Origin of the sequence: Micromonospora sp. WMMC241, assembly GCF_027460165.1 — a bacterium.
Lineage (GTDB): Bacteria > Actinomycetota > Actinomycetes > Mycobacteriales > Micromonosporaceae > Micromonospora > Micromonospora humi.
This window is the reverse complement of record NZ_JAPZBF010000001.1, coordinates 6488997-6512211: the sequence shown is the minus strand read 5'-3', so window position 1 is coordinate 6512211 and position 23215 is coordinate 6488997. Positions and strand designations below refer to the sequence as shown.

Below are 23215 nucleotides of genomic sequence, written 5' to 3'. Positions count from 1 at the left end.
CGTCGATAGGATCCACCGTCGTGGCAGCGCGTAGACACGTCGTGTCCGGGGACTTCGAGCTGACGATGGACGAGCTGCGCGTGGTGGCGCGTTTCGTGGTCGAGGACGCCGAGAGCGTGCTGCCGGTCTTCGAGCGGGCCGTGCCGGGCGATCCGCGTCCCCGTGCGGCGATCGAGGCGGCGCGGGTGTTCGTCGACGGCGCGGATCGGACGAAACTGCAACGGGTGGCGTCGGTCGACGCGCACCGGGCGGCCCGGTCCGCGCCCGACGAGGCGGCCCGCCTGGCCGCGCGATGCGCCGGTGACGCGGCCGCGGCGGCGTACCTGCATCCGCTCGCCCAGGCCAGCCAGGTCGGGCACATCCTGCGGGCCGCCGCGAGCGCGGCGCGGATCGGTGAGCTGGCGGCCGGCGGCGACCCGGCGGTCGGGGACGCCCTGCTGGACCGTGCGCGACGGCGGGCCACCCCGGTGCTCGTGGACGTGCTCCGCCGCTATCCACCGGTGACCGGTGGCGGCAGCCGGGTCGCCCGGCTGATGAGCACTCTGGACGATGCCCTGCGACGGACGCCGACCGGCGACGAGGACGAGGAGGACGACTCGTGATCCTGCCGAAGGTTCGGGATCCCCGCTTCACCACGATCCGTCGTGGCGGGACGCTCACCGACGACGACCACCGCCTGCTCGCGCTCTGGGCCGCCGACTGCGCGGAGCACGTCCTCGGCCTGTTCGAGGCGGTCCGGCCCGACGATCCACGGCCGCGTGCGGCGATCGCGCACATCCGGGCCTGGGTGCGGGGCGAGGTCACCATGATGGTGTCCCGCGCGGCGGGCGGTCATGCCATGGGCGCGGCCCGGGACCTGCGGGGAGCGGCACGCCACGCCGCGTACGCCGCCGGCCAGGCCGGGGCCGTCGCCCACGTGGCCGCGCACGAACTCGGCGCCGCCGCGTACGCGATCAAGGCGGTGCGGGCGGCGGCGCCCGAGGGCCGGGCGGACGCGGCGGGGCGTGCGGAGTGCCGGTGGCAGCGCGACCGGCTCCCGGCGGCGATCCGTGAGCTGGTTCTCGACGACCAGCGCCTGCGCAACGACATCTGCTGGTCGGTGTTCGACTGCTGAACCGAGGAAAAGCCGACACCCGGCGACGGCAACCATCGGGCGGCGGGGTGACGTCTGGAGGGCATCGACCGACGCACCACTGACCCGAAGGATCGGCTCGTGTGGACCCTCTCCTGAGTGAGTTCGACTCGTTCGTGCGCACCCGCACGCCGGCGCTCCTGCGCTCGGCCTACCTGCTCACCGGTGACCAGCACCTGGCCGAGGACCTCGTCCAGTCCGCCCTGGCCCGCACCCACCGCTCGTGGGGCCGGCTGCACGACAGCGGCAACGCCGAGGCGTACACCCGCAAGATCATGTATCACCTGCAGGTCTCCTGGTGGCGACGCCGTCGGGTGGCCGAGGCGATGCCGGGCGACCTGCCCGAGTCACGCGGAGGCGACTCGGGACCCGACCACGCCCAGCAGATCACGCTGCGGCTCACCCTCCGGGCCGCGCTGGCCCGGCTCTCCACCAAACAGCGGGCCGTGCTGGTGCTGCGGTTCTTCGAGGACCGCAGCGAGGTCGAGGCGGCGGAGATGCTCGGCGTCACGGTCGGCACGGTCAAGAGCCAGACCTCGAGGGCGCTGACCAAGTTGCGCACCGTCGCCCCGGAACTCGCCGACCTGTACGTCACGGAAGGATCCGCCCGATGAACCAGGACCGCCTGCGCCTCGACCTGGCCGACCTGGCCGACGAGGTCACCCCGGTCGACCTGCGGGACCGGGCCCTGCGTACCTCCCGCCGGCTCGGCATCCAGCGGGCCGTCGTCACCTCCGCCGCCGCGCTGGCGGTGCTGGCCGCCGCGACCGGGACCGCGCTCGCGATCCGGCCGGACGGCCAGGCACCCGCGCCGGCCGTGCCGTCGGTGACCAGCACCCCACCGCCGTCCGAGGCCAGCCCTCCGCCGAGCGTGGAGCCGTCCCGCACGGCGAGCGCAAGCCCGAGCACCACCACCACCGGCGGCGGCCCGGCCGCGGTCACCGTCGGGCGGCTCTTCTACGGCCCGACGCCGACCGGCGACGACACGTCGGCCGCCGGGTACCTCTGGTCCTACGAGCCCGGCTCACCGCCGACCCGGCTGGCGAAGCTCCCCCGTCTCGCCGCGATCCTCAACGCGGCCGTCTCGCCCGACGGCAGGCGCGTCGCCTGGGTCGACCCGGACGACAACCTCCGGGTGGCCGACGTCGACGGCGACAACCCCCGGAAGCTCACGCCGGGCGGCCACCGCCAGGTGGAACGGGACTGCTGGACTCCGGTGTGGTCCCCGGACTCCCGCCGGCTCACGATCTCGGTGGTCCTGCGGCCCGAGCCGGCTCCGGCGTGGGAGAAGGGCGTCGTCGAGCTGAACACGGGCAAGTACACCCGACTCGCCGAGATCAAGGGCTGCCACCCGCTGTGGTCGGCCGACGGCAAGGTGCTCGCCTACGCGGACGGGGAGGGCCGGGTCGCGGTGAACCGCCCGGACGGCTCGGCGGAGAAGCGGATCCCCGGCGTGGGCGGGTCGGGCGCCCGCTCGTCCTTCGACGTCGCGAGCATCTCCCCGGACGGCTCCCGGCTGGCGCTCCTGCTGCGCAAGCCGGACGAGCCGGCCGGAGACGTGGCACGGGAACTCGACGCCAACGCGGTGATCGACACCCGTACCGGACGACAGGTCGACCTGCCGCTCGGCGGCCGGACGCTGCACCAGGCCTGGTTCGGGGCCGACGGCAGGCTGGTGGCCCGGGTAGACGCCGGTGACCACAACGTGCTCGTGCTGATCGGCGCGGACGGCCGCAAGATCAGTGAGAGCCGGGAGCCGGCCGCGCTGAAGGACCAGCAGATCCTCCAGCTGGCCGACTGACGATCGGCGGTGGGGCGGGTCGCCGGGAGGTGGCCCGCCCCACCGCCGGTCAGCGCAGCACCGTGATCGCGGCGTCCGCGCCGACGTGCTTCCACGGCACCAGCACCACGGTCCCGTCCCGTTCCAGCACCGTCGCGTCGCTGCCTTCGGTGCCGGCCGACCTGGGGCCCTCGGCCAGCACCGACACCGTCCCGGAGGCCCGGTCGACCCGCACCAGACGCGGCGCGAGGTCCCGCCGGTCGCCCACCTCCCAGGCCAGCAGGCCCGCCTCGTCCAGGCGGATCAGCTCCACCTCGCTGTCGGTGTGCCCGGCCGAGACCCAGCGCCGCTTCCCGGTGGCCAGGTCGATCGCCACCACCTGGTTCGCCTGGCGCGCCTTGCCCGCCACGTTCGCCGCCTCGGTGGGCAGGTAGAGCGTGTCGGCGTCGGCCAGGTAGGGCCGCACGGCCGGGCCCTCGACCGAGTTGGAACGGTTGACCGGCAGGTCGCTGAACCGCGTACCGTCGACGGGGTTGCCGAACGTGGCCCGAGGCCGGCCGGCGGCGTCCCGGGCGGCGAACGTCGCGTCGTTCAGGCCGGGCAGGCTGACCAGCGGGTCGACGCTGAGCACGCCGGCGCTCGCGGTGGGCAGCCGCTGCTGCCAGCGCACCTTTCCGGTGGCCGGGTCCAGGCCGAGCAACGCGCCCCGGTCGCCGTCGCACCGCGCGGTGACCACGGCCAGGTCGCCCGCCGCCCGGGTGTCGGCGAGCCGGCAGTCCCGCCCCGGCAGCAGCCGGTCGGCGTCGCTGCGCCACAGCCGCCTGCCGTCGGCCAGCGAGTAGCCGAGGACCCGCTGGTCGGCGCGGACGACCACCTGACCGCCGGCCACCGACAGGTCCGGCGCGGCGAGCGTGTCGCGGCCCTCCCGGCGTTCGGCGGGGAACGCCGCCTGCCAGGCCCGGGCGCCGGTGGCGGCGTCGAAACCGACGAGCGTGTCGCAGGAGTCGGCGGAGCCGAGCGCCACCACGCCGCGCCCCCCGGCCAGGGTCTGCGCGGCGCCGCAGAGCGAGCTGCCCGGGGGCGCGGGCACGCCCCACGCCTGCCCGCCGTCGCCGAGCCGGTAGGCGATGACGCCGTCGGGTTGGGCCCGGACCACCGCGTCGCCGACCAGCCAGGCACCGAACATGTCCTGCCCGTCGAACGTCTTCAGGCCGTTGCGCTGCCGCTCGGGGAAGTCGAGCACCCAGGCGGCGCGCAGCGTGCGCCCGCCCTCGGCCGGGCCGCCGACCAGGCGGGACACGCCGTAGGCGGTGCCGGCGGCGACCGCCAGCACGGCCACCAGGCCACCGGCGAGGAGCAGCGCGAGACGCCCGCGCCGCCGTGGCGCCGCCGGCGGCACGCCCGCCGGCCCGGGCCAGCCCGGCGGCGGGTACGCGGGTGGCTGCTGCTGGTGCTGGTACGTCATCAGTCGTCTCCGATCCCGCTCAGCGCGCCTGGGCGCGGACGTCGTCGGCCCAGCCGGCCTGGAACTCGTCGAGCGACACGCCCAGCACGTCCCGGGCGGCCCGGTCGGTGGGGGTGCCCGCGTAGACGGCGTCGACGAAGCGGAACAGCTTCGGCTCGCCGTACTTCGCCGCGAGGTGGTTCATCGCCGTGTGCCCGAGCCAGTAGTGGAAGCTCAGCAGGTCCGGGTTGTCCCAGTCGCCGTTGTCCGGCAGCTTCCCGTTCCACCCGCGCAGCATCCGCCGGGCCGGTGCGGTGCGTTCGCTGTCGCCCAGCGGCCGGCCGTGGAACGCCACGTACTCGGCGAAGCCCTCCACCACCCACTCGTCGAGCGTGTCGAACGCGTCCACCTCGGCCAGGTTCGTCCGGGGCGACACCAGCGAATGCGCCACCTCGTGCCGGAACACCATGCCGGCGTCGTCGCCGCCGGTGCGGGTGAAGTAGGACGTGTCGGTGTCCACCACCACCCGGGTGCCGCCGACGGTGAACGTCCCGTCCTGGCGTTCGGCCGCCACCATGGGCATCGAGAAGCCGGCCTCGGTGGCCTTCTCGGTGCCGATCCGATAGAGCGAGCCCATCTCGGCGCGGCCCTTGGCGAGCGCGATGACGAAGCCGTTCGGCGCCGGGCCGGGCAGCCCACCGGCCCGCCACACCGCCAGGTCGTGGACGGCGGCGGCCTCGGCGGTCGGGGCGTACCGCTTCGCCAGCGCGGCCCGGGTGGAATCGGCGATGACCAAGGTGTGCGGCGTCCGCTCGACGTGGATCTCCGGCCACCTGTCCCACGGGCCGGGGTAGTGGACCGTCTTCGAGCTGCCGTTCGCGGCGGCCGGCGCGCCGGTGACCGCGGAGACCCGGATCGGCGCGTCCCTGGCGGGGCGGACCACCGTCCAGCGGTACCACTCGGTGACCGGAGCCAGGTCGAAGCCGTCGAGCTGGTGCACGAAGGAGACGTCGAGCTGGAACGTGACGCCCTGGCCGAACGCGTCGCCGGTCCGGCCCTGCTTCTCGACGGTCTCGTAGCGGGCCACCGACAGCGGCAGCTTGGCGAGGTTGCGGAAGAGCCGGGTCTGCGCGGCGACCAGGTCCTTGCGGGCCGGGTCGAAGGCGGCCAGCCAGCCGTCGAGGTCCCTGGCGGCCAGCGCCTTGCCGTGCCGGTCGAGCAGGGCGGTCAGCTCGGCGTCGGTGACCGTGACGCCGTTGGCCGCGGCCGCCGCCTTCCGCGCCGGGCCCTCCTCGTCGTCGTCGCGCAGCCCGAGCCCGACCCCGACGAGCGCGCCGGCGCAGACCGCCAACGCCAGCGCGCCGGCCGCGAGCCCGATCCAGAGCTTGCGGCGGGAGCGCGGCGGCGGTGGCGGTGGCGGGAACGCCGGCCACGGTTGCCCGGGTGCGGGAGGTGGGCCGGGGTGGGCGGGCGTGGGACCGGGGCCCGGCGGTGGCCAGCCCGGCGCCGGTGGCTGCGCCTGCGTCATGCGGATCCTCGCTCGTGCCGTACGCGGGACCGGGCGGGCCGCGCGCCCGACCGGATGACGGCTGACATCATCCCCGGTCCGGCCGGCGGATTCTGCCCCACCTGCACGTGCCGGGGGGTTTGTCCGCCCGGGCGGCTGTCGGGAACCGGACGTCGAGACGTCCGCCACGTCCGGCCCCGCGGGCGGGCGGGACCGGCACCGACGGTGGAAGACTGAGCGACGCATTTCCGCGGGGACGTCTGAGGGGAGGCGCCGTGCGCTGGCGCAGCTTCGTGGCGGTGGGCGACAGCTTCACCGAGGGCATGGATGACGCGTATCCGGACGGCAGCTACCGGGGTTGGGCCGATCTGGTCGCCACCCGGCTCGCCGCCGAGGCGGGTCCCGACTTCGGCTACGCCAACCTCGCCATCCGGGGTCGGTTGTTCCCGAACGTGGTGGCCGAGCAGGTGCCGTCCGCGCTGGCCATGAAGCCCGACCTGATCACGTTCGCGGCCGGCGGCAACGACGTGCTGCGCCGCAGCTTCGACCCGGACGTCTTCGTCCCGCGCTTCGACAAGGTGGTCGAGCGGCTGCGGGCCGGCGGCAGCGACGTGGTGCTGTTCCGGTTCGCCGACGTGATGGCCAGGCTGCCCGGGCAGCGGCTGGTGGCCCCCCGGGTGACGCTGCTCAACCAGGCGGTCGGCGAGGTCGCCGCGCGGCACGGGGCGATCCTGGTCGACCTCTACTCCGACGAGGCCTACCTCAACCCGATGCTCTGGAGCACCGACCGGCTGCACCTGTCGGCGGCCGGGCACCGGCGGGTCGCCGCCCAGGTGCTCGACGCGCTCGGCGTCGGCTGCGAGGAGGAGTGGCTGATGGTGCCGCCGCACCCGGCGCCCACCCCGTGGCTGGCCGCCCGCGCAGCCGACCTGCGCTGGGCCGGTCAACACCTGGCCCCGTGGATCAAGCGGCGGCTGACCGGCCGCTCCTCCGGCGACTTCGTCACCGCGAAGCGGCCGGTCCTCGGGCCGGTCGACGGCTGACCGGTGCGCACCGTCCACGCCGCCGACCTGTTGCGGCTCACCCTCGACGAGGAGCCCCGCGGCGGTCTGGCGGTGCTGGTCGGCGGCGACCGGGTCGAGGCGGTCGCGCCGCTGGCGGAGCTGACGGCCGCGTACCCCGGGGTGCGGGTGCGGCGGTGGGCCGGCACGCTCGGGCCGGCGCCGGTGCACGACGGCCCGCTGCCCCCGGCGCCCACGCCGCGCGAGCGGGTGCACGCGCTGTTCCGGCTCGGCGCCGCCGCGGTGCTCGACGCGCACCTCACCGACCCGGCGCTGCGGGCCGCCGCCGCCCGCAACGAGGTGGCGGTGCTGGGCGCCGCCCGGCCGGCGGCGCTTGTGGTCGGCGGCCGGGCCGACCTCGCGGTGTTCGACCCGGACGGCTCCTGCCGGGCGACAGTGGTCGCCGGCCGGCTGGTGCACCGCCGCGCCTGACCCGCCGCCGCGTCCCGGCGACCCGGCGTACCTTGGGGATCATGCCTGTGCCGAGCGATCCGCATCCCCAACTCCAGTCGTACGCCGACCCGCAGCGCCTGGTCACCACCGAGTGGCTGGCCGAGCACCTGGGCGACGAAGGGCTCGTGGTGGTCGAGTCCGACGAGGACGTGCTCCTCTACGACACCGGCCACCTCCCCGGCGCCGTCAAGGTCGACTGGCACACCGAACTCAACGACCAGGTCACCCGCGACTACCTGGACGCCGCGAGCTTCGCCGAGCTGTGCGCGGCCAAGGGCATCGGCCGCGGCGACACCGTGGTCTTCTACGGCGACAACTTCAACTGGTGGGCCGCGTACGCCCTCTGGGTCTTCTCCCTCTTCGGCCACGCCGACGTGCGGCTGCTCGACGGCGGCCGGCAGAAGTGGGTCGCCGAGGGTCGGGAGCTGACCCGCGACAAGGTGACCCGGCCGCGCGCCGACTATCCGGTGCCGGAGCGCAACGACGCGCCGATCCGGGCCTACCGGGAGCAGGTGATGGCGCACGTGGCGGCCGGTCGGCCGCTTGTCGACGTGCGCTCGCCCGGCGAGTACACCGGCGAGATGCTGCACATGCCGGACTATCCGCAGGAGGGCGCGCTGCGCGGCGGGCACATCCCGGGCGCGGTGAGCAAGCCGTGGAAGTCCGCCGCGAACGACGACGGCACGTTCAAGTCCGCCGACGAGCTGCGCGCCATCTACGCCGACCAGCTCGGGCTGAGCCCGGCCGACGACGTGGTGGCCTACTGCCGGATCGGCGAGCGGTCCAGCCACACCTGGTTCGTGCTGCACCACCTGCTCGGCTTCCCGCAGGTGCGCAACTACGACGGCTCGTGGACCGAGTGGGGCAACCTGGTCCGGGCGCCCGTCGTCAAGGGCGACCAGCCGGGCGGCCTGACCCGTTGAGCGTCCCGGCCGGTCCCCGCCGCGAGGCGCGGACCGGCCGGTCAGCGGGCGGGCAGCGACACCGGGCCGGTCACGTCGCGAGCCACCCGGTCGACCTCGCCGGTCTCCGGTCGCCAGCGGGCCAGGCCGGTGGGGTCGGAGCGGAACAGCACGGCACCGTCGGCCGACCATCCGAGCACCTCGCAACAGGCCTTGGCGCGGTCCTCGCGGCCCAGGTCGAGCAGGCGGGTCACCGCTCCGGTGCGGGCGTCCACCACGGCCACGCCCTCGGCCCCGCCCATGGTGCCGGTGGTGGTCCAGCCCGCCTGGGCGATCCGGTCGCCGCGCTGCCAGCCCCGGCCGTAGACCTCGTCCAGCCGGTAGCCGGGCGGCAGGTCCCCGGTGCCCACCGTCCGCTGCTCCGGCGCGCCGCCGTTGGCGGGGTACCGGCGTACGGACAGGCCGTCCTCCGCGCCGCCGAGGGCGAGCAGGTCGCCGGGGCGGAGCGGCTCGGGCACCACGAGTCCCCACGGGTCGACCGGCAGCTTCCGCGCCTGTCCGGTGCGCCGGTCCAGCTCGTACGCGGTGTCGTTGTCGCCGACGAGCAGCCGGTCGCCGGCCCAGACGACGTGTTCCAGGTAGCCGCCGAGCGGGTAGCGGCGGACGGCGGCCTCGGTCAGGTCGACCACGACCACCTCGCCGGTCTGCGCGAACGCGGCGGTCCGGCCGTCCGGGGCCAGGCTGCCCGGCTTGAGCGGCGCGGCCTCGTTGCCGCTGGCGTCCCGGGTGGGGGCGAGCGTCACCACGTCGAGTTCCCGGACCAGCCCGTCGTCGCCGAGCACCCGGATCGGGCCGGCCTCGCCGGTCTTCGGATCGACCGGCTGGCGAAGCGCCAGGGCCCGGTCGACCGGCCGGGCGGAGAGTGGCGCGGTGACCCGGTCGCCGAGCCGGCCCAGCGGGTCGTCGATCAGGTCGAGCACGAGCGGGGGTTGCTGCACCGGCGACGGGTTGGGGTCCGGGCGGGTCACCGGGGGCGTCGGTGCGGGCGGGCCGGCGCGGTGCAACAGCGTCGCCGTGCCGCCGACGGTCAGGGCGACCGCCACGGCGGCGACACCGGCGGCCCGGCGGGCGCGGCGGACCCGCCCGGCCCGCTCCCAGCCGGCGGTGGCCGGTCGGCTCGGCTGGACGTCCTCCGCCGCCCGGGTCAGCAACCGGGTCAGGTGCGGTTCGTTCACGGGTTCGCCTCCATCCCGGTGACCAGGCCGCCGTCGGTGCCGTCGAGGTCGGGCGCCACCTCGCGGAGCCGCCGCAGCGCCGCGTGGCACTGGCTCTTCACGGTGCCCACGGTGACGCCGAGCGCCTCGGCGGTGGCCACCTCGGTCAGGTCCTCGAAGTAGCGCAGCACCAGGACCGCCCGCTGGCGCGGGGGCAGCCGGTCGAGCGCGGCCCGCACGGTCAGGCGCAGCGCGTCGTCGGCGTCCGCGCCGGCCCGCTCCGGCGGGTACGCGCTGAGCCGTTCCCGCCGCCGGCGTCGCCACCAGGAGACCGCGTCGCGGTAGAGGATGGCCCGCACGTATGCGGCCGGGTCGCCGTCGCGCACTGTGGGCCAGCGCAGCGCCAGCTTCAGCAGCGCGTCCTGGAGCAGGTCCTCGGCCTGGTGGCGGTTGCCGCAGACCAGGTACGCGGCGCGCAGCAGCCGGTGCTGGTGCGCCTCGACGAAGGCGAGGTACTCCGCCCGCCCGTGCTCCGCGGTCCGCCCCATCCGGCTGCTCCCTCCGTCACCCGGCAGACGCCTGGGACGGTGGAAAAGGTTGGGTCAGATAGCGCTGGATCGTCGGGCCGACCCATTCGGCCAGCTCGTCGGGGGCGAGTTCGACCACGGGGGGCAGCCGGATGACGTACCGGGTGAGGGCGAGTCCGAGGATCTGGCTGGCGACCAGGCCGGCGCGGCGGGCGGCGGTCGTCGGGTCGGCCCCGGAGCGGGCCACCGCCGTGGCGAGTTGCCCGGCGAAGATGCCGCGCATCCGTTCGGCCGCGCCGGGGTTGGTGCTGGCGGCCCGGAGCAGGGCGACCAGGGTGCCGTCGGCCTCCCAGCGGCGCAGGAAGTGCCGGGCCAGCGTCTCGCCGAGCTGCTCGGCGGGCACCTGGGCCAGGTCGGGCAGGTGCAGGTCGAACTCGGCCGCCGCGGCGAAGAGCCCCTCCTTGCTGCCGTAGTAGCGCATCACCATGGACGGGTCGATCTGGGCGTCGGCGGCGACGGCCCGGATGGTGGCCCGGTCGTAGCCGTCGGCGGCGAAGCGTTCCCGCGCGGCGCGCAGGATGGCGGCCCGGGTGGCGTCGGAGCGGCGGGCGCGGGCGGGCGGTCCGGTCATGTGCACGACTGTAGGCCAACGAGCGTTGACATCGACGGTAATGTCAGCCAACAAGCGTTGGCAAACAGTTGTTGACCTCACTGGAGGTGGAGCGATGCTGCCCGAACACACAGACGTCCTGGTGGTCGGGGCCGGGCCCACCGGCCTGGCCGTGGCCGTCACCCTGGCCGGGCACGGGGTGGCCACGACGGTCGTCGACCGGCTGGCCGAGCCGCCGGTCACCTCCCGGGCCGCGGTCGTGCACGCCGGCACCCTGGAGGTGCTCGACCGGATCGGGATCGCCGAACCGATCGCCGGCCGGGGACTGCGCTCCGGCCGGTTCACCGTCCGCGACCGGGACCGCGTCCTCGCCACCGTCCCGTTCGACCGGCTGCCGTCCCGCTACCCGTACGCGCTGTTGATCTCGCAGGCCGAGACCGAGGCGGTCCTCGCCGAGCGCCTCACCGCGCTCGGCGGACGGGTGCTGCGGCCGTACGAGCTGACCGACCTCGACCTCGCCGGCGCCGGCGCCACCGCCCGGTTCGCCGGCGGCGACACGGTCCGGGCCCGCTGGGTGGTGGGGGCGGACGGCATGCACAGCCGGGTCCGCGAGTTGGCCGGCATCGGCTTCGGCGGCCCGGCCGACCCGGGCGAGTCGTTCCTCCTCGCCGACGTGCGGGTGGACAGCGTGCTCCCGCGCGACCAGGTAAACCTGTTCCTCTCGCGCGGCGGCCCGCTGGTCTGGGCGCCACTGCCCGACGGCACGGTCCGGCTGGTCGCCACCGTCGCCGACGCTCCCCGCGAGCCGCATCTGCGGCACTTCCAGGCGCTGCTCGACGAGCGGGGCCCGGCCCGGCGGCCGGACCGGGTCACCGGCATGGCCTGGGCGTCCCGGTTCCGGATCCACCACCGCATCGCCAGCAGCTACCGGGCCGGCCCGGTGCTGCTCGCCGGCGACGCGGCGCACGTGCACAGCCCGGCCGGTGGGCAGGGGATGAACCTCGGCCTGCGGGACGCGGTCGCCCTCGGCGACGCGCTCGCCGCCGGCCCCGAGGCCCTCGACCGGTACGCGGCGGACCGCCGCCCACTGGCCGAGGAGGTGCTCGGCTTCGCCGCCGGTCTCACCCGGCTCGCCGCCGCCCCGCCGCCCCTGCGCCCGCTGCGCAACCTTCTGCTCCGCACGGTCTCCGCGCTGCCCCCCGCCCGCCGCCGCCTGGCCGTCCGCCTGGCCGGCTTCGAGCCCACCCCGCCCTCGCCCTCGCCCTCGTCGCCGCCCTCGTCGATCTTGCAGTTGCGGCCCCCGTCTGGTCCGCTTCCTGCCGCTTTGCCCGGGCCGGAAGTGCAAGATCGACGAGGTGGGGGCGGGAGCGGTCCCCCCGAGGGCCTTGCGACTGGCGGGTAACCACGGCTCCCTCGCCTGGAAGTCGCGGTCTAGGCTGGCCCGGTGGCGGTGGAACAGCAGGCGCGGGGCGCGGCGGGCACGGCCCGGCGCCGGTCCCGGCGGGACGAGATCCTGGAGATCGCGGTCGGTCTCTTCGCGGCGCGGGGCTATCACGGCGTGTCGATGGATGACATCGGCGCGGCCGCCGGCGTCACCGGGCCGGCGCTCTACCACCACTTCGCCGGCAAGGAGGCGATGCTGGCCGCCGCGCTGATCCCGGTCAGCGAGGGGCTGCTCGCCGGCGGCCGGGAGCGTGCCGCCGATCACCCGGACGACCCGCGCGGCTCGCTGGAGTCGCTGATCGACTTCCACGTCGAGTTCGCGTTGGCCAATCCGGCCGTGATCGCGCTGCACCTGCACGAGCTGGACCGCCTCCCGGACGAGCCGCGCCGCCGCATCCGCCGGCTCCAGCGGATGTACGTCGAGGAGTGGGTCGCCGTGCTGACCGCGTTGCACCCCGGCCTGCCGGACGGTGCCGCACGCGTGCTCGCCCACGCGGCGTTCGGCCTGATGAACTCCACCCCGTTCCTCGGTGGCGAGGTGGACCGTCGACGCCGGGCCGAGTTGCTGCGCGGCGCGACCCTGGCGGCCCTGCTGGCCCCCACCGACCCACCTGACACGCCGCGCGCGCCTTAACGCATGTTAAGAAGGGGCCCCGGCTATACACCAGGCGTTAAGAAGGGGCCCTTCCTTGCCGAACATGTTTGATTCGCTGCTGGTGGCCAATCGTGGGGAGATCGCGCGCCGCGTCATTCGCACGGCTCGTCGGTTGGGCGTGCGGGCGATCGCGGTGCACTCGGAGGCCGACGCCGACCTGCCGTTCGTGACCGAGGCCGACGAGGCGGTCTGCGTCGGCCCGGCCAACCCGGCGCAGAGCTACCGGAACGTCGAGGCGATCCTCGCCGCCGCCCGGAGCACCGGCGCGCAGGCGATCCACCCCGGCTACGGCTTCCTGTCGGAGAACGCCGAGTTCGCCCGTACCGTCTCCGAAGCCGGCCTGATCTGGGTCGGACCCGGCGCGGACGCGATCACCGCGATGGGCGACAAGATCAACGCCCGCAACCTGATGGCGGCGGCCGGCGTGCCGGTCGCGCCCGGCACCACCGAGCCGGCGGCCGATCTGGACGCGGCGGTCACGGCCGCCGCCGGGATCGGCTACCCGGTGATGGTGAAGGCCGCGGCGGGCGGCGGCGGCATGGGCATGGGCGTGGCCGCCGACGAGGCCGGGCTGCGCACCGAGTACGACAAGGTCCGCGCGTTCGCCGAGCGCATGTTCGGGGACGGTTCGGTGCTGATCGAGCGCTACTTCCCCCGGGTACGCCACGTCGAGGTGCAGATCCTCGGCCTCGCCGACGGCCGGGTGGTGGCGCTCGGCGAGCGCGAGTGCTCGGTGCAGCGACGCAACCAGAAGCTGGTCGAGGAGTCGCCCTCCCCGGCGGTCTCGGCGGACCTGCGGGAGCGGTTCCTGGCCGCGGCGGTCCGCGCGGGCGAGGCGGTGAACTACCGCAACGCGGGCACGGTGGAGTGCTTGCTCGACCCTGCGACGCAGGAGTTCTTCTTCCTGGAGATGAACACGCGTCTCCAGGTCGAGCACCCGGTCACCGAGTACGTCTACGGCGTCGACCTGGTCGAGGAGCAGTTGCGGGTGGCGGCCGGCCTGGCGCCGACGTTCGACCCGGACGCGCTCACCCCGCGCGGGCACGCGATCGAACTGCGGGTCAACGCCGAGGACCCGAAGCGGTTCCTGCCCGGGCCCGGCGCGATCCGCACCTGGGTGGAGCCGACCGGCGAGGGCGTCCGGGTGGACTCCGGCTACGTCGAGGGCAACACCGTCACCCCGTTCTACGACAGCCTGCTGGCCAAGTTGATCGTCAGTGGCGCCACCCGGGAGGAGGCCGTCCAGCGCGCCCGGGCGGCGGTGGCCCAGTTCGAGATCGCCGGGCCGAAGAACAACCTGCCGTTCTTCGCCGAGCTGCTGGAGAACCCGGAGTTCCTCTCCGGCGACTACGACACCGGCATCGTCGCCCGGATGCGCTGAACCGCCGGCGCCGGACGGCCGGATGTCACCGGTCGTCCGGCACCGGAATGCGCGCCGGCCCGAGCTGGTCGCGGCGGCGGGTCAGGTAGGCCCGCTCGGCGGCGTTGCCGGCGAGGTCGATGGCCCGGTCGTACGCCACCCGTGCGCCGCCGTCGCGCCCGAGTCGTCGCAGGAGATCGGCGCGGGCGGCGTGCAGGGCGTGGTAGCCGTCGAGGGCCGGGGCGAGTCGCTCGATCTCGGCGAGCCCGGCCCCGGGGCCGTCGACCTCGGCGACCGCTACCGCGCGGTTGAGCCGCACGATCGGCGAGGGGTCGAGCAGCGCCAGCCGGTCGTAGAGGGCGACGATCGTGGACCAGTTGGTGTCCGACACGGACGGCGCCTCCACGTGCACCGCGTTGATCGCGGCCTGCACCTGGTATCGCCCGGGTGGGTCACCGCCGGCCGCCAGCGCCTCGATCCGCTCCCGGACCAGCGCCCGGCCCTCGGCGACGCGGGCCCGGTCCCAGGCGCCGCGGTCCTGCTCGGCGAGCGTCACCAGCTCCCCGGTGTCGGACACGCGGGCCGGCCGCCGGGCGTCGAGGAGGAGCATCAGGGCGAGCAGCCCGGCCACCTCGCCGTCGTCCGGGAGGAGGGTGCGGAGCAGGCGGCCGAGGTGGATCGCCTGGTCGCAGAGGTCGACGCGGACCGCATCGGCGCCTCCGCCCGCCAGGTAGCCCTCGTTGAAGATCAGATAGACGACCGCGAGCACCCCGGCGCGCCGCTCGCGGATGTCGGCCGCCGAGGGCACCCGGTAGGGGATACCCGCCGCGCTGATCTTCTCCTTGGCGCGGGTGATCCGGCGCGCCATCGTGGTCTCCTTGACCAGGAAGGCGCGGGCGATCTCGGCGACGGTGAGGCCACCGAGCAGGCGCAGGGTGAGCGCCACCCGGGCCTCCATCGCGAGGGCCGCATGGCAGCAGGTGAAGACCAGCCTGAGCCGGTCGTCCCCGATCGGGCCGGTCGGCTGGTGCGGGGTGTCGTCGTGGATCATCCGGGCCGCCCGGTGCTTGGCGTCGCGCTGCGCCTCACGACGGAGCCAGTCGATCGCCTTGCGGGTCGCGGTGGTGGCGAGCCAGCCACCGGGACTGGGCGGGACGCCCTCGTCCGGCCAGCGAGCCGCGGCGGCGGCGAACGCCTCGGCCGTGGCCTCCTCGGCGACGTGCAGGTCGCCGACGCGGCGGGCGAGGCCGGCGACCAGCCGCGCCCACTCCTCGCGGTGGGCCCGGACGATCGCCTCGTCGGCGGACATCAGGTGCCGCTGCGCCGGGTCTGTCCGGGGCCGCGGAACCGGTGCACCTCGTGGGGCCAGTCGAGCGCGGTCGTGAGCCGGCCGGCCCAGTGCCGCGCCGCCTCGTCGTCGGCCACGTCCACCACGACGAAGCCGCCGAGGTGCTCCTTGGTCTCGACGTACGGCCCGTCGGTGAAGACGGGCCGGCCGTCGACCGGTTCGACGCCGCACACCACGGTGGACCGGTCGAGCCCGCCGTTGGCGAAGACCAGCACGTCCTCGGCGAGCATCTCCTCGATCACCACCCGGACGGCGGTGTCCTTCTCCCGCACCTGCTCCGCCGCGTGCTCGGGCACCCATTCGTCGTTGAACGAGATCAGGTACTGCGTCATGTGTCGACTCCTCAAGGTCCCGATCGCCTGCGGCACACCGACTCCACGAACGGCTGCGTCCCGATACGACACCATCGGAGGATCTCCGGCAAGGCGACGCCCGGTCGTGGTGACACACTTCGTTCAGAAGGCACGAACGACGTCACAGCGAGGTGACCCCTTATGGCGGAACTGCCGGACCACGTCAGCATCCGTGAGGTCGGGCCCCGGGACGGGCTCCAGAACGAGGAGCCGATCCCGACCGACGCCAAGGTGCGGCTGCTCGACGCGCTGTCCCGGACCGGGGTGCGGCGGATCGAGGCCGTCTCCTTCGTGCACCCGAAGGCGATCCCGCAGATGGCCGACGCCGACGAGGTGTGGCAGCGGGCGGAGAAGGCCGACGGGGTGCGCTACTCGGCGCTGGTGCCGAACACCCGGGGCGCGCAGCGGGCGCTGGCCGCCGGCTTCACCGAGATCGAGGTGGTGGTGTCGGCCAGCGACACGCACAACCGGCGCAACGTGAACCGCTCGACCGACGAGTCGCTGGACGACATCGCCGAGCTGATCGACCTGCTGCACGGCGCGGGCGCGACCGCCGAGGTGATCGTGGCGACGAGCTTCGGCTGTCCGTACGAGGGCGACGTGGACCCGCGGCGGGTCGCCGGGATCGTCGACCGGGTCGCCCGCGACGGCGCGGACCGGGTCGCGTTCGGCGACACCACCGGCATGGGTACGCCCCGGCGGGTCCGTGAGCTGGTCACCGCGGTCCGGGACCGCAACGCCCAGCTGCCGGTGCTGCTGCACTTCCACAACACCCGGGGCACCGCGCTGGCCAACATGCTCACCGCGATGGAGTTGGGCGTGACCGAGTTCGACGCCAGCGTCGGTGGCCTCGGCGGCTGCCCGTACGCCCCGGGCGCCAGCGGCAACCTGGCGACCGAGGAGGCGGTGCACATGCTGCACGACATGGGCGTCGACACCGGCATCGACCTGGACGCCCTGATCGGGGCGGCCGAGCTGGCCGAGCGCCTGGTCGGCAAGAAGCTCCCCTCCGGCGTGCTGCGTGCCGGCCCTCGTACCCGGCTCACCTCGATGCCCGGCTGACCACGCCCCGTCCGTCCCCTCCGGGGTCGCCGGAGGGGACGGCGGTGCGGTAGCCTAACGATCGTTCAGGTCGGTGGGGTGGCGAGGGAGTCGGCGTGACGCTCGACGGTGAGGCTCTGGAGCAGTTGCGCAAGCGCGCGCGGGCCGGCGGTGCGGACAAATACCACGCGGCCAACGCCGCCAAGGGTAAACTCTTCGCCCGCGAGCGGGTGGCACACCTGGTCGACGAGGGCTCCTTCGTCGAGGACGGGCTCTACGCCAACGCGATGGCCGACGGGCTGCCCGCCGACGGGGTGGTGACCGGCACCGCGACCATCGACGGCCGACCGGTCTGCCTGATGGCGAACGACTCCACCGTCAAGGCCGGCAGCTGGGGCGCCCGCACCGTCGAGAAGATCATCCGGATCATCGAGCGGGCCTACACGACCAAGGTGCCGATGGTCTACCTGGTCGACTCCGCCGGCGCCCGGATCACCGACCAGGTCGACCTGTTCCCCGGTCGGCGCGGCGCCGGCAAGATCTTCTGGAACCAGGTCCGGGCCTCCGGCGCGATCCCGCAGGTCTGCGCGCTCTTCGGGCCCAGCGCGGCCGGCGGGGCGTACATTCCGGCGTTCTGCGACGTGGTGGCCATGGTCGACGGCAACGCCAGCATGTATCTCGGCTCCGACCGGATGGTCGAGATGGTCACCGGCGAGAAGACCACGCTGGAGGCGATGGGCGGGGCCAAGGTGCACTGCACCGAGTCCGGCGTGGGCCACTTCCTCTGCAAGACCGAGACCGACGCGCTCGACGTGGTGCGGACCTACCTGTCCTACCTGCCGGCCAACTGGACCGAGACGCCGCCGGCCGCCGAGGCGAAGCCCGCGCCCGAGAAGGCCGACCTGGCCGCGCTGGTCCCGGCCAGCGAGCGGCAGGCGTTCGACATGCGGCGGTACGTCAAGGGCCTGGTCGACGAGGGCAGCTTCTTCGAGATCCAGGCGCTCTGGGCCAAGGAGCTGACCATCGGCTTCGGCCGGCTCAACGGCGAGGTCGTCGGCGTGGTCGGCAACAACTCGATGTTCAAGGGCGGCGTGCTCTTCGTCGACTCGGCCGACAAGGCGACCCGGTTCGTGCAGCTCTGCGACGCGTTCAACGTGCCGCTGCTGTTCCTCAGCGACGTGCCCGGCTTCATGGTCGGCAGCGCGGTGGAGAAGCAGGGCATCATCCGGCACGGCGCGAAGATGATCACGGCGATCTCCGAGGCGACAGTGCCGAAGATCTGCGTGGTGGTCCGCAAGGCGTACGGCGCGGGTCTCTACGCGATGGCCGGTCCCGGCTTCGAGCCCGACGCCACCATCGCGCTGCCCACCGCGAAGATCGCGGTGATGGGCGCCGAGGCGGCGGTCAACGCCGTCTACGCCAACAAGATCGCCGCGATCTCCGACGAGACCGAGCGCGCCGCGTTCGTCGCCGCGAAGCGCGAGGAGTACGAGCGCGACATCGACGTCGTCCGGCTCGCCAGCGAACTGGTGGTGGACGCGATCGTCGAGCCGCACGAGCTGCGCGCCGAGCTGGTGCGCCGCTTCACCGCCGCCCGCACCAAGAACCGCGATTTCTCCCACCGCCGACACGGCGTAACCCCCGTCTGACCGGTAAGGAGGGGCCCCCGCTTAACGCCTGGCGTAGAGGAAGGGGCCCCTGTTAACGCTTCAGCCGCTCCCGGCGTCACGAGCGTCCGGCGGCCCGCCCCTTCCAGGAGGATCGACATGGACTTCCGGCTCGACGAGGAGCAGCAGGCGCTGCGGGAGAGCGTCCGGGACTTCGCCCGCGAGGTGGTCGCCCCGGTGATCGGCGAGCACTACGAGAACCACACCTTTCCGTACGAGGTGATCCGGCAGATGGGCAAGATGGGCCTGTTCGGCCTGCCCTTCGCCGAGGAGCACGGCGGCATGGGCGGCGACTACTTCGCGCTCTGCCTGGCGCTGGAGGAGCTGGCCCGGGTCGACTCCAGCGTGGCGATCACCCTGGAGGCGGCGGTGTCGCTGGGCGCGATGCCGATCTACCGCTTCGGCACCGACGAGCAGAAGGCGCAGTGGTTGCCGAAGCTGCTCAGCGGTGAGGCGCTCGCCGGCTTCGGGCTGACCGAGCCGGGCACCGGCTCCGACGCCGGCGGCACCCAGACCCGGGCGGTGCTCGACGAGGCGACCGACGAGTGGGTGATCAACGGTTCGAAGGCGTTCATCACGAACTCCGGCACCGACATCACCGCGATGGTCACCGTCACCGCGGTCACCGGCACCCGGCCGGACGGCGGCAAGGAGCTGTCCACGATCATCGTGCCGTCCGGCACGCCCGGCTTCACGGTCGCGCCCGGCTACTCCAAGGTCGGCTGGACCGCCTCGGACACCCACGAGCTGACCTTCGACGACTGCCGGGTGCCGGCGGCCAACCTGCTCGGCGAGCGCGGTCGGGGCTTCGCCCAGTTCCTGCGCATCCTGGACGAGGGCCGGATCGCCATCGCGGCGCTCGCGGTAGGCCTGGCCCAGGGCTGCGTCGACGAGTCGATCAAGTACGCCAAGGAGCGTCAGGCGTTCGGCCAGCCGATCGGCAACTACCAGGCCATCCAGTTCAAGATCGCGGACATGGAGATGAAGGCGCACACCGCCCGGCTGGCCTACTACGACGCGGCCGCCCGGATGCTGGCCGGTGAGCCGTTCAAGCGGCAGGCCGCGATCGCCAAGTTGCACGCCAGCACCGTCGCGGTGGACAACGCCCGCGAGGCGACCCAGATCCACGGCGGGTACGGCTTCATGAACGAGTATCCGGTCGCGCGCTTCTGGCGCGACTCCAAGATCCTGGAGATCGGCGAGGGCACCAGCGAGGTGCAGCGCATGATCATCGCGCGCGACCTCGGCATGTGACCGCCGCCCGCCTCGGCCGTCTGTCGGATATCGGCGTCGTACGGTCGGGTGGTTGACGATCGGCTGTGGAGCGTCGGATCCCATCCGTACTCTTCGTGCCCATGACTCCCGATCATGATCGTTCGTGGAGCCCGGGTAGCCGGACGCCGCTGTCCGATCTGTTGCGCGGGCACCGGCTCGTCGCCGGCCTGACCCAGGCCGAGCTGGCCGACCGGGCGGGCGTGGGGGTGCGGACCGTCCGCGATCTGGAGCGGGGCCGGGCGACCCGGCCCCAACGCACCACAGTCGATCTGCTCGCCGACGCGCTCGGCCTGACCGGGGCCTCCCGGCGGGAGTTCGTCGCCACCGCCCGGCCGGTGCCGGCCGCCGCGCCGGTCGAGGTCGAACCCGATCCGGGTACGCCGATGGCGCTGCCCCAGCCCGTGCCGCTGCTCGGCCGGGATCGCGACGTCGCCGAGGTGTCCGCCCTGATCTACGCGCATCCGGTGGTGAGCCTGGTCGGGCTGGCCGGCGTCGGCAAGACCGCGCTTGCGCTCACGGTCGCCCACGCGGTCGCGGCCCGGCACCCGGCCGGCGTGGCCGGGGTGCTCGTCGGCGAGGGTTCGGACGCCGCCGACGTGCTCGCCGCCTCGACGTCGGTGTTCGGCGTGAACCGGCTCGCCGACCTCTCCTGCCGGTTCGCCGGCCGGCCGGCGCTGCTGCTGGTCGACGCCGTCGACCGGGCACCCGGGCCGGTGGCCGAGGCGCTGCGGTCGCTGACCGGGGCCGCGCCGGGCCTGCGGGTGCTGGTGACCGGCCGTCGGCCGGTCGGGCTTCCCGGTGAGCTGATCCGGCCGGTGGCGCCGCTCGACGTGCCGCCGGTCGGCGTGGAGCCGGCGGACCGGGCCGAGCTGGACCGCTGGCCGGCCGCGGCGCTCTTCGCCGCCCGGTTCACCCAGGCCCGGCACGCGCCGCCCACCCGGGCCGAGCTGCCGGCGCTCGCCGCGCTGGTCCGCCGCCTCGGCGGGCTGCCCCTGGCCGTCGAGCTGATGGCCGCGCGGGGCCGGATCCTCGACGTCACCGAGCTGCTCGACCGGTACGGCGACCGCGTCCTCGACCTGGCCGGCGTGCGTCCCGGCTGGGAGCCGGCCGATCCGGTCGCCGGCACGGTGACGTTGCGCGAGGCGGTGGCGACCAGCTACCACCTGCTCGCCTCCGCCGACCGTGCCGCGCTGCGCCGGCTGTCCGCGTTCCGCAACCGCTGGTCGGTCGAGCTGGCCGAGGAGCTGCTCGCCGACGGCGGCCACCGGTGGGACGCGGTCCCGCTGCTGGACCGGCTGCGCGAGCTGGGCCTGCTCAGCGTGCGGGGCACCGGCCCGTTCCGGTTCCGGCTGCTGGACGCGGTCCGCGACTTCGCGGCCGAGCGGGCCGATCTGGAGTTCGAGACGGCGGCCATCCGGCTGCGACACGCCTCGGTGATCGCCGGGCTGGTCCGGCGCACCGCGCCCGGCCTGGTCGGTGCCGAGCTGCCCGGCACCGTGCACCTGCTCGACGAGGCGAGCGGCGACATCAGCGCCGCGCTGGCGTACGCCGCCGAGGACGCGCCGGCGATCGCGCTGCTGCTGGCCGCCGCGCTGCCCCGGTGGTGGCGGCTGCGGGGGCGGGACGTCTCGGGGCGGCGGTGGCTGCGTCGGTTGCTGGCCGACCCGCGTACCGCCGGCGCGCCGCCGGTGCTACGGGCCTGGGCGTTGCTCGGTTCGGCCCGGCTGGCCGCCGAGCACGGGGCGGGGCCGGAGGAGCTACCGGCGGCACGGGCGGCGCTGGCGGTCTTCGCCGAGGCCGGCGACGTGACCGGCGAGCTGTCCGCCCGGTCGGTGCTCTGCGCGGTGCTGCGCGGTCTCGGCGCGCACGACGAGGCCCGGGAGCAGGCCGACGCCGCGCTGGCGCTGGCCACCCGGCACGGCCGGGTACGCGAAATGGCGGTCGCCCAGCATCACCTGACCTGGCACGACGTACGCGTGGGGGAGCTGGCCGGTGGCCGGCGGCGGCTGGCCACTGTCGACCGGTTGGCCGCGCAGTGCGGCGACCAGCGGCTCCGGCTGCTGGCGCGGGCCGACTTGGCCGAGCTGACCCGACTGGAGGGTCGCTACGCCGAGGCGGTCGAGCAGGGGCGGCGGGCGGCGGCCGCGCTCGTCGAGCTGGGCGATCCGGGTCGACGCCGCCGGACGATCGGCGGCGTCGGGCTGGCCCTCGCGCTCCAGGGGCGGGACGACGAGGCGCTGGCGGTGGTGGCCGAGCTCTGGCCCTCGAACGTGGTGCCCGGTCCACGCCGCCCCTCGGCGGCCGAGCGGTGGGAGCCCTCCGGGCCGGGCCGGGACGCCCGCACCGAGGACGCGCTCCGCGCGTTGATCGAGGGTCAGGTGGCGTTGAACCGGGGTGACCGGGAGTTGGCGGCGGAGTGGTTCGCCGCGGCGGCCGAGGCGGCGGCCGGTGGCGCGGACCGGCGGGACCTGGTCGAGGCGCTGGTGGGGTTGGCGGCCAGCACGGGGGACGCGGCCGTGTTGGATCGGCTGGAGCGGGCGCGGCAGGTCACCGGCGTCAGCCTGCTGCCCCGGGAGGAGGAACTGCTCTACTCGCTGGCGGCGCGGCGGGAGCGCGCGCGGCGGGCCTGAGGGAGCCGGTGGGCTCCAGGGAGGGCGCGGGGGTGGCGCGAGCGAAGTAGCCCCCTGGTGCTGCCCCTCGCTCCACGCTCGCGCCAGCACCCCCCGGTGCCCCCCGCTTTCGGCAGCCTATCCAGGCGCGCCGAGTGGTTCATTAGTCTTTGTCGCCTTTGCTCCCCCAGCGGGGCGGTTCTGCCGGTCCTTCTGCCGGTGACCGGCGGGTAGCGGCGGCTCAGCAGGCGGTGCTTCCGGCCGGTTCGGTGCTGCCGGCGGTGGCGCCCGGGTGGACCGCGTCCCGCACCCGACGCAGCCCGTCCAGGAGCCCGTCGAGCTGGGCCGGCGCGAGCTGCCCGGTGAACCACTGCTCGATGATCTTCAGGTGGCCGGGGAGGATCTCGTCCAGTCGACCCAGGCCCGCGGCTGTGACCACGGCGAAGGAGCTGCGCCGGTCCGACGGGCAGGCCCGGCGGCGGATCAGGCCGTCGCGTTCCATCCGGTCGACCACCCGGGTGACGCCGCTGGTGGAGAGCGAGGTCTGCGACGCGAGGTCGGTCATCCGCAGCTGGTTGTTGGGCGAGCGGGCGAGGCGGGTGAGCACCTCGAACTCGACCGGGGAGAGCCCGTGCTCCTCGAACTGGGCGGCGAACCGGGCGGAGAGCCCGGCGTGCGCCTCGTAGAGGAGGCCGACGGCGGTGATCCGGGGGTCGTCGAACACGTTCTGGTCCACGCCACCATCCTAGCAGCACTTGACACGGGGAATATTGCTGTAGTTATAGTTGCTCAGTCAGCCGTTGGGCTACTAAACAATCTTCTCCGGAGGAGAGC

22 protein-coding genes are annotated in these 23215 nt (G+C 74.6%); 14 read left to right on the top strand and 8 right to left on the bottom strand.

Annotated features, from left to right (window positions below; translation table 11 throughout):
- Positions 1 to 20 precede the first annotated feature (20 nt).
- The 4 genes from O7598_RS29715 (at position 21) to O7598_RS29700 (ending at position 2933) form a co-directional block, all read left to right on the top strand.
- Positions 21 to 602 (top strand): putative immunity protein, encoded by a 582-nt coding sequence (locus tag O7598_RS29715; protein WP_269694482.1) that lies wholly within the window; start codon positions 21 to 23, stop codon positions 600 to 602.
- A complete protein-coding gene (locus O7598_RS29710; RefSeq protein WP_091061955.1) occupies positions 599 to 1114 on the top strand; it encodes a putative immunity protein in 516 nt (171 codons plus the stop codon). The genes O7598_RS29715 and O7598_RS29710 overlap by 4 nt, the downstream gene beginning before the upstream one ends.
- Positions 1115 to 1215: 101 nt before the next feature.
- On the top strand, positions 1216 to 1746 hold the full coding sequence (locus O7598_RS29705; RefSeq protein WP_269694481.1) for a SigE family RNA polymerase sigma factor: 531 nt from the start codon (positions 1216 to 1218) through the stop codon (positions 1744 to 1746).
- Complete coding sequence (locus O7598_RS29700) at positions 1743 to 2933, top strand: TolB family protein (RefSeq protein ID WP_269694480.1); 1191 nt, start codon at positions 1743 to 1745, stop codon at positions 2931 to 2933. Before O7598_RS29705 ends, O7598_RS29700 begins: the two co-directional genes overlap by 4 nt.
- A gap of 49 nt (positions 2934 to 2982) precedes the next feature.
- Here O7598_RS29700 and O7598_RS29695 read toward each other — a convergent pair whose 3' ends face one another.
- Complete coding sequence (locus tag O7598_RS29695; RefSeq protein WP_269694479.1) at positions 2983 to 4377, bottom strand: PQQ-binding-like beta-propeller repeat protein; 1395 nt, start codon at positions 4375 to 4377, stop codon at positions 2983 to 2985.
- A gap of 19 nt (positions 4378 to 4396) precedes the next feature.
- Positions 4397 to 5884, bottom strand: coding sequence for a hypothetical protein (locus O7598_RS29690; RefSeq protein ID WP_269694478.1), 1488 nt, complete (start codon positions 5882 to 5884; stop codon positions 4397 to 4399).
- Between the two features lie 254 nt (positions 5885 to 6138).
- Between O7598_RS29690 and O7598_RS29685 the strand changes: the two genes are divergently transcribed.
- From O7598_RS29685 to O7598_RS29675, 3 genes are read left to right on the top strand one after another with little or no spacing between them, the layout of a single operon-like run.
- A complete protein-coding gene (locus O7598_RS29685) occupies positions 6139 to 6906 on the top strand; it encodes an SGNH/GDSL hydrolase family protein (RefSeq protein ID WP_269694477.1) in 768 nt (255 codons plus the stop codon).
- A gap of 3 nt (positions 6907 to 6909) precedes the next feature.
- Positions 6910 to 7356, top strand: coding sequence for an imidazolonepropionase-like domain-containing protein (locus O7598_RS29680; RefSeq protein WP_269694476.1), 447 nt, complete (start codon positions 6910 to 6912; stop codon positions 7354 to 7356).
- Between the two features lie 41 nt (positions 7357 to 7397).
- A complete protein-coding gene (locus O7598_RS29675; RefSeq protein ID WP_269694475.1) occupies positions 7398 to 8300 on the top strand; it encodes a sulfurtransferase in 903 nt (300 codons plus the stop codon).
- A 41-nt stretch (positions 8301 to 8341) separates the two neighbouring features.
- On the opposite strand, the gene O7598_RS29670 is transcribed toward O7598_RS29675, so the two are convergent.
- From O7598_RS29670 to O7598_RS29660, 3 genes are read right to left on the bottom strand one after another with little or no spacing between them, the layout of a single operon-like run.
- Positions 8342 to 9514, bottom strand: coding sequence for a hypothetical protein (locus O7598_RS29670; protein WP_269694474.1), 1173 nt, complete (start codon positions 9512 to 9514; stop codon positions 8342 to 8344).
- On the bottom strand, positions 9511 to 10041 hold the full coding sequence (locus O7598_RS29665) for a SigE family RNA polymerase sigma factor (RefSeq protein WP_269694473.1): 531 nt from the start codon (positions 10039 to 10041) through the stop codon (positions 9511 to 9513). Before O7598_RS29665 ends, O7598_RS29670 begins: the two co-directional genes overlap by 4 nt.
- A 16-nt stretch (positions 10042 to 10057) precedes the next feature.
- Entirely contained in the window at positions 10058 to 10651 is a 594-nt protein-coding gene (locus O7598_RS29660) for a TetR/AcrR family transcriptional regulator (protein WP_269694472.1), read from the bottom strand.
- A 94-nt stretch (positions 10652 to 10745) separates the two neighbouring features.
- Here O7598_RS29660 and O7598_RS29655 point away from each other — a divergent pair, with 94 nt between their 5' ends.
- From O7598_RS29655 to O7598_RS29645, 3 genes are all read left to right on the top strand, one after another.
- Positions 10746 to 12032, top strand: a complete 1287-nt coding sequence (locus O7598_RS29655) for an FAD-dependent monooxygenase (RefSeq protein WP_269694471.1) — start codon at positions 10746 to 10748, stop codon at positions 12030 to 12032.
- Between the two features lie 42 nt (positions 12033 to 12074).
- Positions 12075 to 12707, top strand: coding sequence for a TetR/AcrR family transcriptional regulator (locus tag O7598_RS29650; RefSeq protein WP_269694470.1), 633 nt, complete (start codon positions 12075 to 12077; stop codon positions 12705 to 12707).
- Positions 12708 to 12771: 64 nt separating this feature from the next.
- The gene (locus O7598_RS29645) at positions 12772 to 14109 is read left to right on the top strand and encodes an acetyl-CoA carboxylase biotin carboxylase subunit (RefSeq protein ID WP_269694469.1); all 1338 of its coding nucleotides are present in this window, start codon (positions 12772 to 12774) and stop codon (positions 14107 to 14109) included.
- A gap of 25 nt (positions 14110 to 14134) precedes the next feature.
- Here O7598_RS29645 and O7598_RS29640 read toward each other — a convergent pair whose 3' ends face one another.
- Positions 14135 to 15400 carry an RNA polymerase sigma factor gene (locus O7598_RS29640; protein ID WP_442929946.1) on the bottom strand — a complete coding sequence of 422 codons (1266 nt, stop codon included), beginning with the start codon at positions 15398 to 15400 and terminating at the stop codon, positions 14135 to 14137.
- The gene (locus O7598_RS29635; protein ID WP_269694467.1) at positions 15397 to 15768 is read right to left on the bottom strand and encodes a YciI family protein; all 372 of its coding nucleotides are present in this window, start codon (positions 15766 to 15768) and stop codon (positions 15397 to 15399) included. Before O7598_RS29635 ends, O7598_RS29640 begins: the two co-directional genes overlap by 4 nt.
- A 171-nt stretch (positions 15769 to 15939) precedes the next feature.
- On the opposite strand from O7598_RS29635, the gene O7598_RS29630 reads away from it, so the two are divergent.
- The 4 genes from O7598_RS29630 to O7598_RS29615 all read left to right on the top strand — a co-directional run bounded on the left by O7598_RS29630 (position 15940) and on the right by O7598_RS29615 (position 22402).
- Complete coding sequence (locus O7598_RS29630; RefSeq protein WP_269695027.1) at positions 15940 to 16851, top strand: hydroxymethylglutaryl-CoA lyase; 912 nt, start codon at positions 15940 to 15942, stop codon at positions 16849 to 16851.
- A 95-nt stretch (positions 16852 to 16946) separates the two neighbouring features.
- Positions 16947 to 18479 carry an acyl-CoA carboxylase subunit beta gene (locus O7598_RS29625; protein WP_091061993.1) on the top strand — a complete coding sequence of 511 codons (1533 nt, stop codon included), beginning with the start codon at positions 16947 to 16949 and terminating at the stop codon, positions 18477 to 18479.
- Positions 18480 to 18596: 117 nt separating this feature from the next.
- On the top strand, positions 18597 to 19751 hold the full coding sequence (locus O7598_RS29620; RefSeq protein ID WP_269694466.1) for an acyl-CoA dehydrogenase family protein: 1155 nt from the start codon (positions 18597 to 18599) through the stop codon (positions 19749 to 19751).
- A 101-nt stretch (positions 19752 to 19852) separates the two neighbouring features.
- The gene (locus O7598_RS29615) at positions 19853 to 22402 is read left to right on the top strand and encodes an ATP-binding protein (RefSeq protein ID WP_269694465.1); all 2550 of its coding nucleotides are present in this window, start codon (positions 19853 to 19855) and stop codon (positions 22400 to 22402) included.
- Positions 22403 to 22622: 220 nt separating this feature from the next.
- Here O7598_RS29615 and O7598_RS29610 read toward each other — a convergent pair whose 3' ends face one another.
- Complete coding sequence (locus tag O7598_RS29610; RefSeq protein ID WP_269694464.1) at positions 22623 to 23117, bottom strand: MarR family winged helix-turn-helix transcriptional regulator; 495 nt, start codon at positions 23115 to 23117, stop codon at positions 22623 to 22625.
- Positions 23118 to 23215 lie beyond the last annotated feature (98 nt).